The organism is Acidobacteriota bacterium (assembly GCA_022340665.1).
Classification (GTDB): Bacteria; Acidobacteriota; Thermoanaerobaculia; order Thermoanaerobaculales; family Sulfomarinibacteraceae; genus Sulfomarinibacter.
In genome coordinates, this window is the sequence record JAJDNM010000010.1 from 83747 (window position 1) to 101552 (window position 17806).

General features: G+C 60.9%; 17 protein-coding genes and 1 other RNA gene. 13 read left to right on the forward strand and 5 right to left on the reverse strand.

What is annotated here, in order from left to right; genetic code table 11:
• Window positions 1-11 precede the first annotated feature (11 nt).
• On the forward strand, window positions 12-257 hold the full coding sequence (locus tag LJE93_01575) for a hypothetical protein (protein ID MCG6947590.1): 246 nt from the start codon (window positions 12-14) through the stop codon (window positions 255-257).
• An 8-nt stretch (window positions 258-265) separates the two neighbouring features.
• Here the strand turns inward: LJE93_01575 and LJE93_01580 are convergent, their stop codons facing one another.
• On the reverse strand, window positions 266-1891 hold the full coding sequence (locus tag LJE93_01580) for a hypothetical protein (protein MCG6947591.1): 1626 nt from the start codon (window positions 1889-1891) through the stop codon (window positions 266-268).
• A 216-nt stretch (window positions 1892-2107) separates the two neighbouring features.
• On the opposite strand from LJE93_01580, the gene LJE93_01585 reads away from it, so the two are divergent.
• From LJE93_01585 to LJE93_01610, 6 genes are all read left to right on the forward strand, one after another.
• Window positions 2108-2419: a cell division protein ZapA gene (locus tag LJE93_01585; protein ID MCG6947592.1), complete on the forward strand. Its 312-nt coding sequence runs from the start codon at window positions 2108-2110 to the stop codon at window positions 2417-2419.
• A gap of 8 nt (window positions 2420-2427) precedes the next feature.
• A non-coding RNA gene (gene ssrS, locus LJE93_01590) (6S RNA) lies at window positions 2428-2606 on the forward strand.
• A gap of 79 nt (window positions 2607-2685) precedes the next feature.
• Window positions 2686-4260, forward strand: coding sequence for a ribonuclease Y (rny, locus tag LJE93_01595; protein ID MCG6947593.1), 1575 nt, complete (start codon window positions 2686-2688; stop codon window positions 4258-4260).
• Window positions 4260-5051 (forward strand): TIGR00282 family metallophosphoesterase, encoded by a 792-nt coding sequence (locus LJE93_01600; GenBank protein ID MCG6947594.1) that lies wholly within the window; start codon window positions 4260-4262, stop codon window positions 5049-5051. Before rny ends, LJE93_01600 begins: the two co-directional genes overlap by 1 nt.
• A gap of 133 nt (window positions 5052-5184) precedes the next feature.
• Window positions 5185-6192, forward strand: a complete 1008-nt coding sequence (locus LJE93_01605; protein MCG6947595.1) for a hypothetical protein — start codon at window positions 5185-5187, stop codon at window positions 6190-6192.
• A 55-nt stretch (window positions 6193-6247) separates the two neighbouring features.
• The gene (locus LJE93_01610; protein ID MCG6947596.1) at window positions 6248-7852 is read left to right on the forward strand and encodes a hypothetical protein; all 1605 of its coding nucleotides are present in this window, start codon (window positions 6248-6250) and stop codon (window positions 7850-7852) included.
• Here LJE93_01610 and hutI read toward each other — a convergent pair.
• A complete protein-coding gene (gene hutI / locus LJE93_01615) occupies window positions 7818-9083 on the reverse strand; it encodes an imidazolonepropionase (protein MCG6947597.1) in 1266 nt (421 codons plus the stop codon). The genes LJE93_01610 and hutI overlap by 35 nt on opposite strands.
• The gene (locus tag LJE93_01620; GenBank protein MCG6947598.1) at window positions 9080-9607 is read right to left on the reverse strand and encodes a DivIVA domain-containing protein; all 528 of its coding nucleotides are present in this window, start codon (window positions 9605-9607) and stop codon (window positions 9080-9082) included. Before LJE93_01620 ends, hutI begins: the two co-directional genes overlap by 4 nt.
• A 122-nt stretch (window positions 9608-9729) precedes the next feature.
• Between LJE93_01620 and LJE93_01625 the strand changes: the two genes are divergently transcribed.
• The 6 genes from LJE93_01625 (at window position 9730) to LJE93_01650 (ending at window position 15540) form a co-directional block, all read left to right on the forward strand.
• Complete coding sequence (locus tag LJE93_01625; GenBank protein MCG6947599.1) at window positions 9730-10653, forward strand: ABC transporter ATP-binding protein; 924 nt, start codon at window positions 9730-9732, stop codon at window positions 10651-10653.
• On the forward strand, window positions 10650-11417 hold the full coding sequence (locus LJE93_01630) for an ABC transporter permease (protein ID MCG6947600.1): 768 nt from the start codon (window positions 10650-10652) through the stop codon (window positions 11415-11417). The genes LJE93_01625 and LJE93_01630 overlap by 4 nt, the downstream gene beginning before the upstream one ends.
• Window positions 11414-12274 (forward strand): hypothetical protein, encoded by an 861-nt coding sequence (locus LJE93_01635; protein ID MCG6947601.1) that lies wholly within the window; start codon window positions 11414-11416, stop codon window positions 12272-12274. The genes LJE93_01630 and LJE93_01635 overlap by 4 nt, the downstream gene beginning before the upstream one ends.
• A 73-nt stretch (window positions 12275-12347) precedes the next feature.
• Window positions 12348-13076: a class I SAM-dependent methyltransferase gene (locus LJE93_01640; protein MCG6947602.1), complete on the forward strand. Its 729-nt coding sequence runs from the start codon at window positions 12348-12350 to the stop codon at window positions 13074-13076.
• Between the two features lie 2 nt (window positions 13077-13078).
• Entirely contained in the window at window positions 13079-13996 is a 918-nt protein-coding gene (locus LJE93_01645; protein MCG6947603.1) for a glycosyltransferase family 2 protein, read from the forward strand.
• 20 nt (window positions 13997-14016) lie between these two features.
• Window positions 14017-15540, forward strand: coding sequence for a hypothetical protein (locus tag LJE93_01650; GenBank protein MCG6947604.1), 1524 nt, complete (start codon window positions 14017-14019; stop codon window positions 15538-15540).
• Here LJE93_01650 and LJE93_01655 read toward each other — a convergent pair.
• Together LJE93_01655 and def are read right to left on the reverse strand one after the other, a co-directional pair.
• Window positions 15527-17212 (reverse strand): hypothetical protein, encoded by a 1686-nt coding sequence (locus tag LJE93_01655; GenBank protein MCG6947605.1) that lies wholly within the window; start codon window positions 17210-17212, stop codon window positions 15527-15529. The two genes, LJE93_01650 and LJE93_01655, sit on opposite strands and share 14 nt — an antisense overlap.
• A gap of 51 nt (window positions 17213-17263) precedes the next feature.
• Window positions 17264-17803, reverse strand: a complete 540-nt coding sequence (def, locus tag LJE93_01660) for a peptide deformylase (protein ID MCG6947606.1) — start codon at window positions 17801-17803, stop codon at window positions 17264-17266.
• Window positions 17804-17806 lie beyond the last annotated feature (3 nt).

Consider the following 17806-nt stretch of genomic DNA (forward strand, 5'->3'; position numbering starts at 1 on the left):
AGGGAGGATCGATGGCAATGGATGCGGTGCTCAAGGAGCTCGAGTCGAGGATCGAGGAATTGGTCAAAGCCTATCAGGCAGCGAAGAAATCTGAAGCTGAACTGGCTGCTCAGGTTGCCGAGCTGGAATCCAAACTGCAATCGGACTCAGAGCTCACCGGGCGCGTGGCGGAATTGGAGAAGCAGCGCGACGATCTCGGCAAACGCCTGACCAAGGTTCTCTCCCTCATTGACGCCACCCTCGCCAGTGAAGGGTGAGCGTCGCGTCAATTATCGGGCGTCTCAGTCGCCCGCGAGAGTGACGCTTCGATTCGTTCCGCCGTCTCGGTGTGACCCAATCGCCGAAGCATCTGAGAACGCATGATCTCGATCTCGACCGTCTGCTTCGATGCCCCCCATGAATAGACCGACAGGAGAGCCAAGACCGTCGCCAGCGAAACGCCAGCGAACCACAGCCGTTGCCCTTCAACAACCCGTAACAGTGACCGCACGACGGCGACGGTGGTGATTGCCCCCACCATGATCACCACGGCGACCGATGCCACGCCGGACACCGTACTGAAGAGGTTCGCAAATCCGACGCCGTCGAGAAGTGATGGCATCACCAGTTGAGCGAACGGTGCTGTGAACTCGGGCGCGAAAAAGGGAGTCAGCGAAATCGACAACACGGCATGAATCGCCGAGATCGACACGAGTATCGCGACACATGCGATGCGCCACCGTCCCGTTGAAAATTCCTGAAGGCCGATGAATGCGGTAACCAGAGCGAGCGGAAGGATCGGCACGAGGTGACGGGCCGCCGCGCACCAACCGGCCTGCCAATCGACGAAACCAGCGGCGAACAGGACATAGAGAGATATGGCCCCCAAAAGCGGACCGGCATCTCTCCATCCACGGTCATGCACCATTCTCCGGAGACCAGGGAGCACGAACACGAGGAGTGGACAGTAGTACAACATGCCCCTGCTGGCGCTGAACAAGACGCCCCACAGAGATTCGATCGTTGGCAGAGAAATTCCGAGGAAACCTGTGTCGTGGATGGCCTGGAAATCTCGATGCGCCTTGAAGGTGTAGCCGGTGATCCAGGGTGCGCCGAATGCCAGGTGGTGATACACGAGTGCCGGAGACATGCCGACGATCGTTCCGGCAGCGGCGCTTACCAGCAGTGGAACTGCGGTCCGACGGACCAGCAAGGTCGTGAAGATCACAGCAACAATGAGTATCGTCGGATACTCGGTGGTGATCGCGAAACCCGCTGCCGTGCCACCGAGCACAGCGCGGCTCGTCGTGAGGTCTCGCCGGGTCCCGGGAGAGCCGAGCAGACCGAGCCACGCCAGGGTCACCAGCAGTGCAGCCGGTGCGTGGCCGAAGAACACGCCGCCGTAAGTCCAGATCGGAGTTGCGAGGGCGGTAATGAGCGCGAGGGCGGTCCGCTGCGTCTGATTGATATTGGGCACCGCGCCGGCGAGGAGGAACGCCAGACCTGCCGCGGGCAGGGCGACCAGGAGCAGGGTCAAGGCGTGGCGCAGTGGCCAGAACGCCGGGAGGTCCGATGAGGTTGTGCGTGGGAGGATCGGATCCAGTATCCAAACGAGAGGCGCGGCCATCAGAGACAATCCTGGTGCTTTGTCGGAGTAGACTCCGCCGTCGCGAAAAGAGACGTCCTCGGAAAGGCCGTAAACTCCGGCGGCTCTGGCGATGTCGATCTGCGACCAGAATGCCAGGGAGACGGCTAGCTCGATGCGTGCGACCTCGTTCGGGTTCGTCGCTGGTGGCGATCCGGCGAGGGGAAGGAAATAGAGCCCGAGCACGAAGAGAAGCGGCGGGCCTATCCACCACCGGCGTGACTGCCGTCCGAGCCCTTCGCGAGAGATGGCTTCATTGCCACTCATCAGGACGGCTTTCCGCCCGTTGCGGCCACCACTGGCGACGGATTCCTGGAAAACGACGAGGACGTACTTATTCGGTTTTCCATGGCTGAAATCGAGTGTATCTTAACGGCCGATTCAGCTGTTTGGATCGGGACATCGGCAGCTCGTTTGAGGGTTCGTCAGGCGCGAGATTTCCATTTTGCGATGCTGTATACTCGTCGTGGGAGGAACTAGCCGATGGCGACCGTCAGAGCCACAGTCGAAGTATTCGGCCAACGGCTCGGTCTGCGTGCGGATGGCGATGAGGCGAGGGTCCAGGAGATCGCTCGTTTCGTCGATTACCGGATGCGCGAGGTTGCCGATCGCAGCTCGAGTGTAGACACGGTCAAGATCGCGGTCTTGACCGCCTTGAATATCGCTGACGAACTGTTTCAGGAAAAAGAATCGGATCAGGACACCCGGCAGAAGAGATTGGAGAAACAGGCCAAACGTCTCGTAACCAAGATCGAAGAGGCCATGAAGCCCGGCGAAGCCGGGAAGGAGAAGTAAGAACTCGGAGGTCCCTACGCGGTTGGTGATGAGTGAAACTATCGTTGAACCAACACCTATTTGAAGGGTTGCCGGGTTCCTTCGCCCCGATGCCTGCCTCACGGCGGGAGACGGGTGCGGGACAGGCACCCACCTGTGGTTTCGCAGGTTCAAATAGGGTTGCTCACACGGCCGAAGCGGGGGCCTCCATTTCATCCTCGTGAGACCTTTGTCCGCTCCAACCTGACGCTGGTTGCACTGATCGCTCCTTGACATGGGGGTGCATCGTGGAACTACTTCCGGTAGCAGCGGGAGGTCTGCTGCTGCTCGCTCTGGTCGCACTAGTTGTTGAATGGGGGTTGTGGAGGCGTTCGCGCAACGCGGCGGGTCGTCTCATCGCCAATGCAGAGAAGGAGGCGACCCGTATAACAGCCAGGGCCAAGATCGAAGGGCAGCGGATCCAAAAAGACGCCGAGATACTGGCGCGTGAACGACTTCTTGCAGCGCGTACCGAATTCGAGCGCGAGACCCGTGATCTGAGGGTCGAACTTGCCGAGCGCGCTTCAGAAATCGAAGAAAATCAGAAAATGCTCGTCGAACGTGACGCGGATCTCGCTCAACGCGACCAAGCAGTGGTCACGTTGGAAGCCGACATCCAGGAGAGGAACGAACGCCTCGTGGAGCGCGAGCAAGAGCTCGAAAGCTCCATCTCCGAGCAACGAACCCGGCTCGAACAAATCGCTGGGCTCACCGTGGAACAGGCAAAGGCCGAGCTGCTGAGATCGATGGAGAATGAGGCCAGAATCGATGCGGCAAACCTGGTCAAACGGATCGAAGACGAGACCACGGAAAAAGCCAAGGAAAAGGCCAGACGGGTCATCTCCATGGCGATCCAGCGCATTGCCTCGGAGCACGTGGTCGAAAGCACGGTCTCGGTCGTCGATCTCCCATCGGATGAGATGAAGGGCCGGATCATCGGTCGCGAGGGTCGCAATATCAGAGCCTTCGAGCAGGCCACGGGCGTCGACCTGATCGTCGACGACACGCCGGGTGCGGTCATCCTGTCGTGCTTCGAGCCAGTACGGCGGGAAATTGCCCGACAGGCATTGGCCAACCTCATCCAGGACGGTCGGATCCATCCCGGGCGGATCGAAGAGTTGGTTGCCAAGGTGCAGGGCGAGATGGAGGAGAAACTGCTTGCCGATGGAGAGGCAGCGGCGCTCGAGGCCGGGATTCCCGACCTCCATCCAGAGCTCTTGAAGTTGCTTGGCCGCCTGCAATTCCGTTCCTCGTACGGTCAGAACGCGCTCAAACATTCGATGGAGGTGGGTTGGCTGAGTCATCACATGGCGGGCGAGCTCGGCGCTGATGCGCAGGTCGCAAAGCGAGCCGGTCTGCTGCATGACATCGGCAAGGCGGTGGATCGCGAGATGGACGGAACCCACCTCGAGCTGGGCCGCGAGCTGTTACGCAAGCACGGTGAGTCGGAACAGGTGATTCACGCGATGGAGTGCCACCACGGAGATTACGACCCGCACTCGGTCGAGGCCGTGCTGGTGACCGCCGCTGATGCGCTGTCGGCTGCGCGGCCGGGTGCGAGGCGTGAGATCCTCGAGAACTACATCAAACGCCTCGAGAAACTCGAGAGCATGGCAACGGACTTCAAGGGGGTGGAGAAAGCTTACGCCATCCAAGCGGGCCGCGAGCTGCGGATCGTGGTCGAGTCGGGATCGGTGTCGGACGAAGACGCGATCTGGCTTGCGCGTGATCTCGCGAAGAAGGTCGAGGCGGAACTCACCTACCCCGGACAGATCAAGGTCACGGTCATTCGCGAGACCAGGGCGGTGGAGTACGCTCGTTGATCCGACTCCTCTTCATTGGTGATGTCATGGGTTCGGCGGGTCGGCGAGCGGTCAGCACCGAGCTGGAATCGGTCGTCGACCGGGAGCGCGTCGATTTCGTAATCGCCAATGTCGAGAACCTGGCAGGCGGATTCGGGATCACGGCCTCGGTGCTCGAGGAGCTCGATGCGTTGCCGATTCAGGTTTGGACCACCGGCAATCACGTCTGGGACAAGAAGGAGGGCGTGCCGCTGCTCGACGCGCACCCGTCACTATTGCGGCCGGCCAACTACCCGGAGGGCAACCCGGGATGTGGCTGGTGCGTCGAGGAAACCGCCACTGGAATTCCGGTTGCGGTCATCAATCTCCAGGGGCAGGCACTGATGGCGCCGATCGACAATCCGTTCCATCGTGCTGACGAAGTGCTCGAGGAGATTGCCAGGGAGCACCCTGAGGTCAAGGTCATCGTGGTGGACATGCACGCAGAGGCGACCTCCGAGAAACAGGGGATGGGCTGGTATCTCGACGGACGCGTGACCGCGGTCCTCGGCACCCATACGCACGTGCCGACGGCTGACGAACGCATCCTGCCGCAGGGCACTGCATTTCAGACTGACGTCGGCATGACCGGGCCTTACGAATCGGTCATCGGGATGAGACCGGAGAAGGTACTCGAACGATTTCTCTACAATACGCCGCGCCCGTTTCAGCCGGCAAAGCGAGATATTCAGCTTCGAGGTGCGCTGGTGGATGCCGACGAGAAAACCGGTCGTGCGTGCACCATCCGTCGCCTCCGCGTCGACGTCACCTAAACCGCATTATTCATGAGGTCCCTTTTGCGACCAGCGATGCATCATACGCAGCGGTGTTTGCTCGCTTCGAGGCGCTCCTTCTTGCCGCCGTCCCAGCGAGACTTGATGAATCACGCGGGTTAGTCTCTCGCCTATGACAGCTTCCCGGCGTCTGCCGACGAGTCTTCTTGTAGACCTGCCCAACTGGGTCGGCGATCAGATGATGACCTTGCCCGCGCTCAACCGTCTGGTACAGGGCAATCGAGATGGAATGACCACCCTCCACACGCGGCCTAACATGGTGCGCTTCCTGAAGGCGGTGTTTTCGGATGTCGGTGTCGTATCGAGCCCGAGAAAGGCTTCGCCGATTTCTTCCGCTCTGCGCCTGCGTCGCGACGGACGAAGATTCGAGTCGGCTGTGACCCTCCGCAACTCGGCTCGCGCCAAGATCTTCATTCGGCTGATGGCTCCGTGGTGTGCCGGAAGTCTGGGTGAGGGGGCGCGGGTTTTTCTGACAGCTCCCTGTCGGGTAGATCGCAGTCAGCACCAGGTCCACGACGCTGATGCCATTCTCGACACGCTCGGGCTCGAGGCCCCGGATCCGTCGTGGTGCCCGGATTTGCCCCTCGATCTGTTGGGTGAAGGCAGGGAAGCGCTGCGCGCGGCCGGCGATGGGACCAGCGTTGTCGGCCTCGCTCCATCGTCGGCCCGCGGTGAGACGAAGCGTTGGCCGGTTCGCTGCTTCGCTCGGCTTGCCGACCGATTGCTGGCGAAGGGATTCCAGCCGGTTGTCGTGATCGGTCCGGGTGAGGACATGATCGCAGAGGAACTGTGTCGCTCATTAGGTCGCGATCTGCCGATTGTCGGAAAGAATGCGGATGTCGCAGCCCTCGCGGCCACAGTCACGTGCCTGCCTTTACTGGTCGGCAACGATTCGGGGCCGATGCAGCTTGCCGCACGTCTTGGGACCCCGGTGGTTGCGATTTTCGGCCCCAGCAGTCCCAGTCGTACCGCTCCGCTAGGTCCGGGCCATCACGTGATCACACCGTCGTCCCTGTCCTGTCGGAGCGCGTGCAGGATTCTGGTGGAGGAAGTCGCGTCCGTAACCCTCGATGTGCTCGAATCGGCCGGTTCCAATCCTCGTGATAGGTTGTTGAGGTGAAACGCTGGCGAGGCCACAACCTGTGCTCCCATCCAGGACCTGTACTCGGGGGTGCATGGTGAAAAAAGTAGCGTTGTTGGTCGGCGGAGCGGCGTTGGTCACAATTGCGGCCGCGATTCCTTACTTCCCTCGCGGCACGGACCTTTACGTTCACGTGTTGTGGCCGTGGCAGGTCATGCGCTGCCTGCACGCCGGAGCGCTGCCAGTGTGGTTGCCGGATCTCAACGCGGCGTACGGGTCTCCGGGGATCGGTCTGTACTCTCCGTTGAGCCCGACAATATGCGGTGCACTGGGTTTGATTTTCGGCACAGGCGGCCGCGGTGTGCGGGCAGCTCTTGTCCTGGCTGCCATGGCGGTGGTGGCAGTCGCACCGGGGTCCCGTCGCCGGGCAAGACTGATGACGGCCGTGTTGGTGCTCTTCTCGCCGGTCATGCTGACCGAGTTCTTCGGCCGCTTTCCGGTTGCCCAACTGCTGGCGGTCCCGATTGCCTGGGTGGTCCTCGAAACGGCGGCCAAAGGGCGCTGGCGATGGGAGCGCGAGGGACTTCTGTTTTCGGTCCTGTGGTTGATGCACGCGCCGACGACCATGCTGGTGGGTATGATCAGCGTGTTCGCGATTGTCATTGGCCATGCTCTCGATCGCCTAGAAACTGGCGAGCGGAATCGTCCGACGGCCATCATGAAACAACCCGCCGTGCAGTTGGGAACGGCCCTCGTGGTGGCTGCCGGCCTGACTCTCTGGCACTGGTTCCCGCTCATTGGGATGGCGTCAGATTTCCCGCTCCGGTCAGCTCTGACTGAGGGCGAGCACAATCCGCTGCGCAATTTTATCGGCGTTTCCGGTCCCCACCTTTCCGACATCAACATTGCGATGGGATGGGCGGCCGTCGGCCTGCTCACTGCTTTGCTGGTGAGTGGATCGTGGAAGACGAGAAGGGGAGCTCTGGCGGTCATCGCGGTCATCCTGTCGACCTGGATTTCAGGTCCGGTATGGCGATACGTGGCACCACTCGACTGGATTCAGTTCCCGTGGAGGTGGTTGTTCCCCGCAGTGTTGCTGGCGACGCCAGCGATAGTCGAGGCTCTTCCCAGCCAGAGAATGAGCAACCGAATAGCGGCGCTGGTGGCACTGCTGATTCCACTCTTCGGAATGCCGCCGCTTCAGATTGTGCCGGATCCGGCGCTCGACGTCGGAACCGTCCCGCTCGAGGCCGGCGAACGCGTGGCGGAATGTATTTCGGGCAATCCCCTCCTGATCGACGTCATGGAGCACCGCCCGTTGTGGTGGGAGGACATGGCCGAGACAATGGCCCTCGTCGGCCCGGCCCGCGCGGTGCTGGTGCCGTCTGGGGGCACTGTCGAGATCGTGGAATGGAACCCGCTCGAGAGGCGCCTGGTTGTCGATACCCCCGTCCCCGCGACCCTCGTCGTCAGGCTCCTTGCCGATCGGCATTGGATCGCGTCGGTCAATGGTCGATCAACCGAGCCGACGCGATGGGGAGCAGCCGTGGCGACGACTACTCCGGCCGGAAGGAGCGAGATCGATGTCAGCTGGCACGCCGACCCGACTGCCGGAATCGGCGTCATCGTCGGGTTGTTCCTGCTGGGCGTGATCTATAAACGATTCAGGCGGACGCAGCGGTCCGTACCCCATCCCTGACAACGACGCGGCCGTTCTTGACGACGTGTCGCACTGGGTTGACGCCGAAGTGGTAGACCAGGTGGTGATAGGTGGGTGCTCGAAGGACGATAAGGTCGGCCCTTTTGCCTACCTCGATGCTGCCGATCTCATGTGCCCGACCGATGGCGGCAGCAGCGTTGAGCGTCGATGCAGTGACGGCTTCTGCCACCCCGAGGCCCATGCCGAGAGTCGCGAGAGCCAGGATCATCGGCATCGACTCGGTCGGTGAGGAGCCGGGGTTGCAGTCGGTTGCCAACGCCACCGCACAGCCAGCGTTCACCAGCTCTCGGGCCGGTGCCCATTCCGAGCGGAGAAAGAAGGAGGTGCCAGGCAGGAGGACAGCGACGGTCTCGGAGCTCGACAGAGCGTTCACGCCCCCCGGGGTAACGCACATCAGGTGATCTGCCGAGAGGGCGTTCAGCTCGACCGCGAGCTCTGTCCCGCCAAGCGGCGTCAGCTCATCAGCGTGGAGGTGAATGCCCCAGCCGAAGTCCTCGGCATCGGCCAGGAGGCGTCGGGTCTGGTCAAGACTGAAGACTCCCGTCTCACAGAAGACGTCCACCGCCTCGGCCAGGCCGAGCTGCGCGATCCGAGGGTGGATATCTTCGATCAGCTGCTGTACCCAGCTTTCCGGATCGTGTCGATATTCGGGCGGAATCTCGTGCGCTGCGAGGCAGGTCGGGTGGAGATCGACCGGATGCAAACGGTCGGCTTCGCGGATCACCTCGAGCATGCGCACTTCGGTGTTCAGTTCAAGCCCGTATCCGGACTTCGCCTCGATCGTGGTTGTGCCATGCGTCAGGAAGCGATCGAGACGGTCCACCGTTCCTGCCAAAAGTCTTTCCAGGCTCGTCGCTCGAGTCGCTCGCACCGTTGAATTGATCCCCCCTCCAGAGGCAGAGATGTCCATGTAGCTTTCGCCGTGGAGGCGGCGGTCGAACTCGTCTTCCCGAGACCCGGCCCAAACCGGATGCGTGTGAGGATCAACGAAACCCGGAAGGACGCAACAGCCATCGACGTCCAGCGTTTCCTCGGGAGCGCCAAATCGCCGCTGGTCTTCGGATGCCTCACCAACGAATACGATACGGCGATCGTCGCAGCGGATGACCGCATCGGGCCAGACATCCAACATCGCGAGCTCTGGCCCGCGTCGCGCGCCGCTTCCAGTCGGGGTGACGACCTGGTGGGCGCCTCGGATCAGCAGGCTCATCCGGGGTTCTCGGTAAGATCCGCCGCCGGCCGTTGAAACGTCGCGATCTGGGGAACGGTAGGCTCCTCGCGCTCGCGCCGTTGGTCGTCCTGGACGATGCCCTGAAGAAGCTCGACGATTCGATTGAGCTCCGACCGCACCTCGCGCCGCCGGTTTCGGAGATCCGAGATTATGGTCTCGATATTGCGGGCGCGCTGGTTGGCCTCTTCGACCAATCGTTCGGCCAGACCGTGGCCCTCACCGACGATTCGCTGGCCTTCGGCCCGGGCGACCTCGATCGTGGTTTCAGCGGAGCGCTGGGCCGCGACCAGGGCCTCCTTGAGAGCGGACTCCCTTTCGCGGAACGCGGAGAGTTCCTGTTCCATATGATGCACCCGTTGCTTCAGTTCGCCACGCTCCCGCAACAGCCCTTCGACGACGCGCGCGAGCTCGGTCAGGTACTCGTGCACCTCGAGCTCGGCATATCCGTGCAATTTTTTGGTGAATTTCTTACCGAGAATGTCCATTGGAGCGAACTCGGTCATACCGCCCTCTCCTTTCCAGTCTTCTATTATGACACGAGGCATCACCGATAAACGCCGTGAGGGGGAACTGTGCCGCGGTCCGACACTCAGCGGGTATACTGAGAACACTCGGGGGCGTCCGCATGACGGAAATCCAACTCAGTGTCAACAACCTCCAGAAGACATTTCATCCTGGCCTTTTCGAGGCCTCGATCGAGGTTCTGAAGGGCCTCAGCTTCGAGGTCGAAAAGGGAGAGATCTTCGGTTTTCTCGGTCCAAACGGAGCGGGCAAGACCACGACCATCAAAGCAATCACCGAGCTCATCTATCCGGACGCCGGAGAGATCTTGATCTGCGGATTGCCCCACACCTCTCTCGATGCCAAGCGACGCCTCGGATTCATGACTGAAAGTCCCTACTTCTACCGCCATCTCACCGGTCGCGAGTTTCTGCAGTTCTGCGGTGAGTTACTCTACGTCGACCCGTCTGTCCTTGGAGAGAAGATCTCCCGCGTGCTCGTAGAGGTCGGCATGGAGAGGCGTGCCGACCAGAAGATGGGGACGTTTTCGAAGGGTATGCTGCAGAGGGTGGCATTGGCCCAGGCGTTACTCGGTGATCCGGAGCTGTTGATTCTCGACGAACCCCTGAGCGGCCTCGACCCGATTGGTCGTCGAGACGTGCGTGACATCATCCTCACCCGTGCGGCGGCTGGAACGACGGTCTTTTTCTCATCACACATCATCCCCGACGTGGAAATGATCTGCGATCGGGTGGCTATTATTGTCGATGGTGTAGTGCGCACGATCGGAGCGGTGTCTGAACTGGTGAGCGGCGTGGCCGCAACCTACGAGGCGACGTTCGTCGGCGCCGCACCGTCGGAATTGAAGACTCCTCTCGAAGGCCAGCACGTCGGCAGTGGTGCCTCATGGGTGCGGGTGTCGACCGAGAACCTCGACCGGCTGAATCGGGAACTCGCCGGTTTGGGGGCGCATGTTGTCAGCCTCAACCCCGTACGTGCGAGCCTCGAGGATCTGCTGATGCGGCACTACGAGGAAACCGGGTCATGAGAGCCACTCGAGCGATCGCCGCCAACACCTTTCGTGAAGCCATTCGCGATCGCATCCTCTACCTCTTTGTCGGATTCGCTGTGGTGATGGTGCTGAGTTCGAAGCTCTTCGGGATGCTCACCGTTGGCGACGAGGGCAAGATCGTCAAGGACATCGGGCTTGCCTCAATGCAGTTCTTTTCGATGCTGATTGCGGTCATGATGAGCATGATCCTCGTCAGCCGAGAGATCGACAACAGGACGGTGTTCAACATCCTGGCCAAGCCGGTTCGGCGGTGGCAGTTCCTCCTCGGTAAGTACCTCGGGTTGGCGATGATCATTGGAGCCAACCTCGTGCTGATCACATTCGTGCTGATTATCACGGTTTTTATCGTAACCGGAGAGCTCGACCTGATGTTGGCCTTCGCGGGCATCATGACGATGCTCGAGATGCTCGTGCTGGCGGCCTTCGCAACCCTCTTCGCGGTTCTCACGCGGCCGATTCTCGGATCGCTCATGACGCTCGCCGTGTACGTGGTCGGGCACCTGTCGGCCGATCTTTGGCTTCTCACGCGCCAGCTCCCCGGGGCGTTCACCAAGGCCGTGATTTCCGTGGTTTACTATCTGCTGCCGAACCTCGAAAGATTCAATTTTCGGACCGAAGTGGTCCACGACCTGGAGATACCCGTGGCGGCCGTTGGCTGGACGGTAGTCTACGCCATGGCGTTCGTCGCCCTGGTTCTGGTGCTGGCGAATCTCAGGTTTCGGACCAGGGATTTGAAGTGAAGCGGACCATCGGCACGCTGGCCATCGTTGCGACGTTGATTGGCGTTGCGGTCGTGTCCGAGGTCCGGCTCGGAGCGATTCCGAGGCCGGATCCTCTCGGCCGCGAGTTACTGTACCTGCCATCTCCCGAGATACTGAAAATCTTGAGCTTGGGCAACCCCGGCCTGGCGGCTGATGTTCTCTACCTGTGGTCGATCCAGTACTACTCCTTTTTTGAGCCCCACGAGCGATTTCTCTACCTGGAAACGATCTTCAATCTGATCACCGACCTCGATCCCCTGTACGCCGATGCCTACCGGATTGGTGCGCTGATCATGCAGATTCAAACCAGTGGTGATCAGGAAGAGCTCAAGAAGGCTGTTGCACGAATCTTCGACAAGGGTATTCGCAACCTCCCGAAAAACTGGCAACTCGCCGAAGCTGCCGCATGGGATTTCTTCATTCGATTCAAGGATCGGAAAATTGCGACGCACTACGCCGCCATCGCGGCGCGAATGCCTGACGCCCCGGCTCGCATCAAACGGATGGTTGGGGTGTGGCGTGACGAGGACAGCGCGTGGACCGTGGAAGATTCCATCGACTACTGGCGCCGCGCGCTTGACGATGCGGAGGATGAGTGGGACCGCGTGATGTGCATGGGCCAACTCTATGACGCAATCGTGGCGAGGGACCGACATACCCTCGAACCACTGCTTCGTGAATTCAGATCACGTTTTGGTTTTTGCCCTCGCGAGTGGGACGACCTGATTCGGGCCGGAGCACTGAGCCAGGCACCAGTTGACCTCTTCGGAGACCCGTACGGGATCGGTTCCGAGAACTGCGATTTGGTGGCGTACAAGAGAATCAAAGACCAGTGAAGTCTCTTGATGCTCTTTTTGCGGGGCTGTGATGGACGCCGAGCGTGATTTTCCCCGGAGGGCGAGCGGGCTGATGGAGCCCCACTTGATCGACGACCTTGCCCACAAGGAGAAATTCTATTGGTGGCACCGAGTTCGCCGCAGGAACCTGCGTCGCCTGACGGGTTTGTGGACAGCGTCCGGTGGACGGGTGCTTGAGATCGGATGCGGCACCGGCGCGAATCTGCGTGACCAGATCTCGCACCTCGAGGTAGCGGTTGGCTTCGATCTGGAAATGCGGGCTCTGAGCTACTGCCGGGATCTCTTTCCAGTTCAGGGCGATGCGCATTCTCCGCTTCCATTCGTCGATGATGCCTTTGACGCGGTTCTCATGATCGACATTCTGGAGCACCTCGCCGACCCAGGTGCCCTGGTCGACGAGGTCGGCAGAACTCTGGTGCACGGGGGCGCAGCTGTGGTGATGGCTCCCGCAGGCCCTGGGCTTTGGAGCTACTGGGACGAAATGCATGGCCACTATAGGCGGTACACGAAAACCGCCCTGGCGTCGATCTTCGCTGAAGGCTGGAGAATGCAGGCGTTGGAGTATAGTTTTTCCTGGATGTACCCTGTGGTTTGGGCTTTCAGGAGATTCATGCAGCGATGGCGACGGTCGCCAACCTACAGCGATTTCATCGAAGTCCCGGATCTGGTCAACGGCGTGCTAGTGGCTATCGGCAGCCTGGAGGGCCTGGCGCAGGGATTCATGCCGGCACCGTTGGGGACGACCCTATGTGGCGTGTGGTTGAAGGACGGTGAGCCGTGAAAATGTCGATAGTCCTGCCTGTCTTCAACGAGGCGGGTACGCTGCGAGGATTCTTTCGCGAGCTGGTCGCGGTGGTGGAGCCGCTGGGTTTCGATATCGAGGTGGTCTTCATCAACGATGGCAGCAGCGACGGTTCCCTCGAGGTGATGCGTGACATCAAGAAGGAGTACCTCGGTCGCGCCGAAGTTCTGATCCTTGACCTCGCGCGAAACTTCGGCCACCAGGCGGCAGTGACGGCTGGTATCGAGCACACGACGGGGGATGCCGTACTCATCATGGACACGGATATGCAGGACGATCCTAGGTCGATTCCTGCGATGATCGACAAATGGAAAGGCGGTGCCGAGGTCATTTACGCGACGCGGACCAGCCGCAGGGAACCTGCACCCGTGCGGTTCTTGTTCAACACCTACTACCGGATATTTTCATCCATCACACCGATCGAAATCCCTCACTCCGCAGGAAACTTCGGCCTGATTGACCGTCGGGTTGTGGAAGAGATTCGGTGCTTGCCCGAACACAACCGTTACTACCCGGGCCTCAGGGCGTGGGTCGGATTTCGCCAGGACGGCGTCGACTCTCCTCGCCGCGAACGTTCCGGTGGAAAGTCTCGGGTGGGCCTGATGGGGTTGGCGAGCCTCGCGTTTGATGCCTTTTTCGGCTTTTCCGCCCTGCCTCTGCGACTCGCATTCGCGGCTGCGGTTCTCCTGGCGCTGACCGGGATGGCCGGGATCGCGGTGATCTTTTACATCAAACTCTTCACGGACCTGGCAGTACCCATGTGGTCGTCCATCATGACTGTGGTCATCTTCACCGCGTCGATCCAGTTTTTTCTCATCGGTTTGCTGGGCGAGTACATCGCTCGTATCTACACAGAGGTCAAGAACCGTCCCCACTACATCGTTCGCGATCGGTATTGACGTCGATGGCGGGCGGTGAGTTGGCTCGGGAATCTTCTCGTTGGCGCCTTGTGGTGACGGCTTTGCTGGTGGTGGTTGTCTGCGCCGCCTTCTCGCCGGCCCTTGACGTCTTCATATCTGGGGACGACTTCGAATGGCTCGAATCGTCGTACGACGTTCTCCGGGATCCGCTGTCAAGCTTCAGGCTCGAAAATCACTTTTTCAGGCCGCTCGTGAAATGGTCGTACTTGATCGACTACCTGGTCTTCGGTCAAAACGCAGTCGGGTACATGATCACCAACCTCGCAATCCATTTCCTCAACGCTCTGCTGCTCTTCTGGTTGTTGAAAAGGAAGTTGCGGCAGTCCCTCGTGGCTGCAGCAGCGACAGCTGCCTTTGCACTTTCGCCGCTCCACAGCGAGGGCGTGCTTTGGGCAGCAGGGCGGCCTGACACGATTCTGCCGGTCTTTTTCCTCGCAGCGATCCTGCTCCTCGACTCGTGGTGTGAGCGGCGGACAACCAACCTTCTTGTGGCGTTTGCGGTTGTAGCGCTGATCGGCATCGGGGCCAAGGAAACGTGGATCGTCTTTCCCTTCATCGCGACCGTCTATCCACCGCTGGTATGGCACGTGCCGATCACCACCACCGTGCGCCGGCTGGCAGTGGTGTGGATTGCGTGGTTGGTCTATGTGGCAGCCTTTATCGTAGTACCGGCAGCATCGGGTTCCGCGACGGCGGCCCACTATGCGGATTTTCGAATTCTGCCGGCGTTCTACAAAACCGCCTCGACCGTTTTCGCGTTCTTCGGCCTCGGATTTGCTCCGGCGCAGCCCTGGTTGTTGGCGGTGGCAATACTCTTTGCCATCGGTTGTGCTGTGTGGTTCCTCCGCATCCGTGACGGTTTCGGGCTGTGGGCGCTGGTGTGGCTCTGCGCGACCCTGGCCATTGTGGCCCCCTTCCAGGTGTCTGTCCTGAGACACAATTACATACCGCTCCTCGGATTCTGGATGGTGTTGGCGTCAATCTGCGATCAGGTGCTTGTGCGGACAAAAGGATCGCGCTGGCGTCTCGCAGCGGCGGCCATGGCCTTGGCGGGGACCACTGTGGTCGTGGTTGAAGCGGTGGCATTGCAGCGCGAGATCACTGATTACCGGGTGTACGGCGAGCTGCACCGGCGACTCTGTCAGAGCTTTTTGCAGGCCGAAGATCGAATATCCCGCGAAATACCGCTTCTGCTGGTCGACCGGAGCACATTTCGCGGCGTCGAGTTTGTCGCAGACCGGGTGCAGGGCATCGACAAAACCTTTTTCGTCCGAAGAAATGCTCTGTGGCAGCTGGTGTTCCTGCCGCCGCTGGCGGACTTTCTCGGCGATCCATTCGAGGAACGACTTGTCCGAGAAGAGTTGAACACTGGCGAGCATTTGCCTGAAAAGCTGACGGTTCTCTATTTTAATGACAGCGGGTTCGCCCTGCGGCCCGATTTGCGAGAGGTCCTGTTTGCCGCCACGAGCGCATCGGGTGAGTTGCCGTCGGGAGTGGACCTCTATCGCTTCACCGTCGAATGATCTTGTCGATTGCCTGCGCGCGCCAACTCGTAGGACTGACCTGTTTAGCGCGAGCGAGTTCCACGGCCACGGAACGTATGAGGGAGGGATCTGCCTGGAGGCGATGTTCGAGGTGCGAGAGATCGTCGGGACGGAAGATCCGGTACTCAAAACGGTCGATCAGGTCGGGCGGCGCGCTGTCCCGGCGGACCAACACCATTGCCACGTCGTCCCAGTACACGAGGGCCCAGGTCTTCTGCGGAAACCACAGCGTTGAGAATCCGCGCGAGCCGAGGTCGTTGCCGGAAGGATCGGTGACCCGTATCTGGGGGTGGTAACGGACCAGCGCAGTGCTGGCCTCATACCTCCCCAGTAGGTGAGTCCAGGCGGTGGTGTCGCTCGACTGAAAGATGTTCCAAATCTCCTCGAGAAGATGTTCGTGGATCTCGTTGCGGTCGTCCTGAAAGACCTGCCGCTCGGGCCCGTAACGATGGATCAGGTATCCGCCGAACCGAACGTCATTGTAGAGCTGCTCTGTCGGCAGGCGCTGTGCGTCGAGGAAGTCGCATGCCGACTCCGGGTAGTAGTTGTCAGCCCAGTTGAATCCGAAGCCCGGCCAGGGCGAAATCGCCAGCGAAACGGCGAGGAGCGCTGACGCTGCCACGGCAAGGAGGTTCGCGCGACGGAACACTCGTGGATGTTCTGGCCGCGCGCCGTTGAGGACGGGCCAGGTGGCCAGGGAGGGGGCGACCGCAAGAGGAAAGAGCGCGAAGAACAGGCCGGTGTTCCGAATGTGGCGCAGAGCCAGAACGGTGGCCAGCGCGAAAAGGGCCCAATAGGCCACTCGCCGCTCGCGCAACGCGAGTAAGACCACACCGACGACGATGGCCGCATAGAGGGCTGGCGCTTGCGTCGGGCTCGGCGAAATCCACTCCGGGTTCGGTATCGACGCGCGATCGACAAGATGTGCCAGGCGGACAGGCGTTTCGAAAAGATGCCAACCGTAGGGATTGATCAGCAACGCGCCCGCTGCGGTGATCAAACCAGCGATGCCGGTGATGATGGCATTTCGATTCCACTTACGCGCGAGTGTCATCTGGAAGATCTCGGCGCCGAGAATGCCGGCGAACAGCGGCGGCACCGCGAGCGCTCCGCCATGGGAGTTCGCGCCGACAACCATCAACCCCGCAAGGCCGGCCAGCCAGCCGGGAGAAGAAAACCGATCTCGGCGGAGAAACAGCCATACAGCGGCCGGCACAACCAGAAGAGTCACGAGCTCCGGTCGCACGAAGAATCGGCCGTGTGCGCCGGCAACGCTCACCATCGCGAGGACCAGAGCTGCGGCAGGTGAGAGGCCACTTCGCACGCTGATCAACAGCAGTAGTACGGCGAGCGTAGCGACGGCGGCAGCTCGCACGCCGACCAGGGCGGCGGGTCCGGCGATCGAATATGCGACCGATACGCCGACCTGGAAGAGCCATTCGTGGTCGATCCAGGCGGCGCCTCCGGAGGTGAAGGAAAACGGATCGGAGAACAGGAAGGACCGATTGGCCAGGATCCAGTCGCCGCTGGCGAGGTGCCAGCCAATGCTGGTGTTGGCGATGTTGAACAGTCCCATCACCGCGCCGGCGAGGGCCGCGGCAAGAATGATCAGATCTGGCGTTCTCGGATAGTCAGTGGCGGCGTCCGTCATTTGCTTTCCGAAGAGCCAAACGCACCAGGCCCTTCGGGAACGATGATATCTTCACTCGTCCTGCACGACGAACCGCTCCCATTCCGCCTCGAAGGCGAGTGAGTGGGTGGAGGTCATGCGGTCGAGGAAGACGACGCCGTCGAGATGGTCGTATTCATGCTGAATGACTCGGGCGTGGAATCCGTCGGCCGTCAGTGAAACTGGTTCGCCGGCAAGATCGCGAGCCTTCACCTTGACGCGGCTGAACCTCGGCACGAGGCCGCGAAGACCCGGGATGGAAAGGCAGCCCTCCCAGCCCTCTTCGATGCTTTCGCCGATCGCCCGGATCTCCGGGTTGACGAGAACCTTCGGTTCGACCATCGGGTGATCGTCGGCTTCAGGAACCCAATAGGAGAAGAGCCGGAGACCTTCAGCAATCTGCGGTGCAGCGAGCCCGACGCCTTCCTCCTCGAGCATCGTGCGGATCATCGATTCGCCAAGCCCTGCAAGACGACCGCTGCCGAACAGATCTTCGGGCACGTCCTCAGCAACGGATCGCAGGACCGGGTGGCCGAGCCTCACGACCTCGAGCAGGGGCGCGAGTTCTGTCATTTG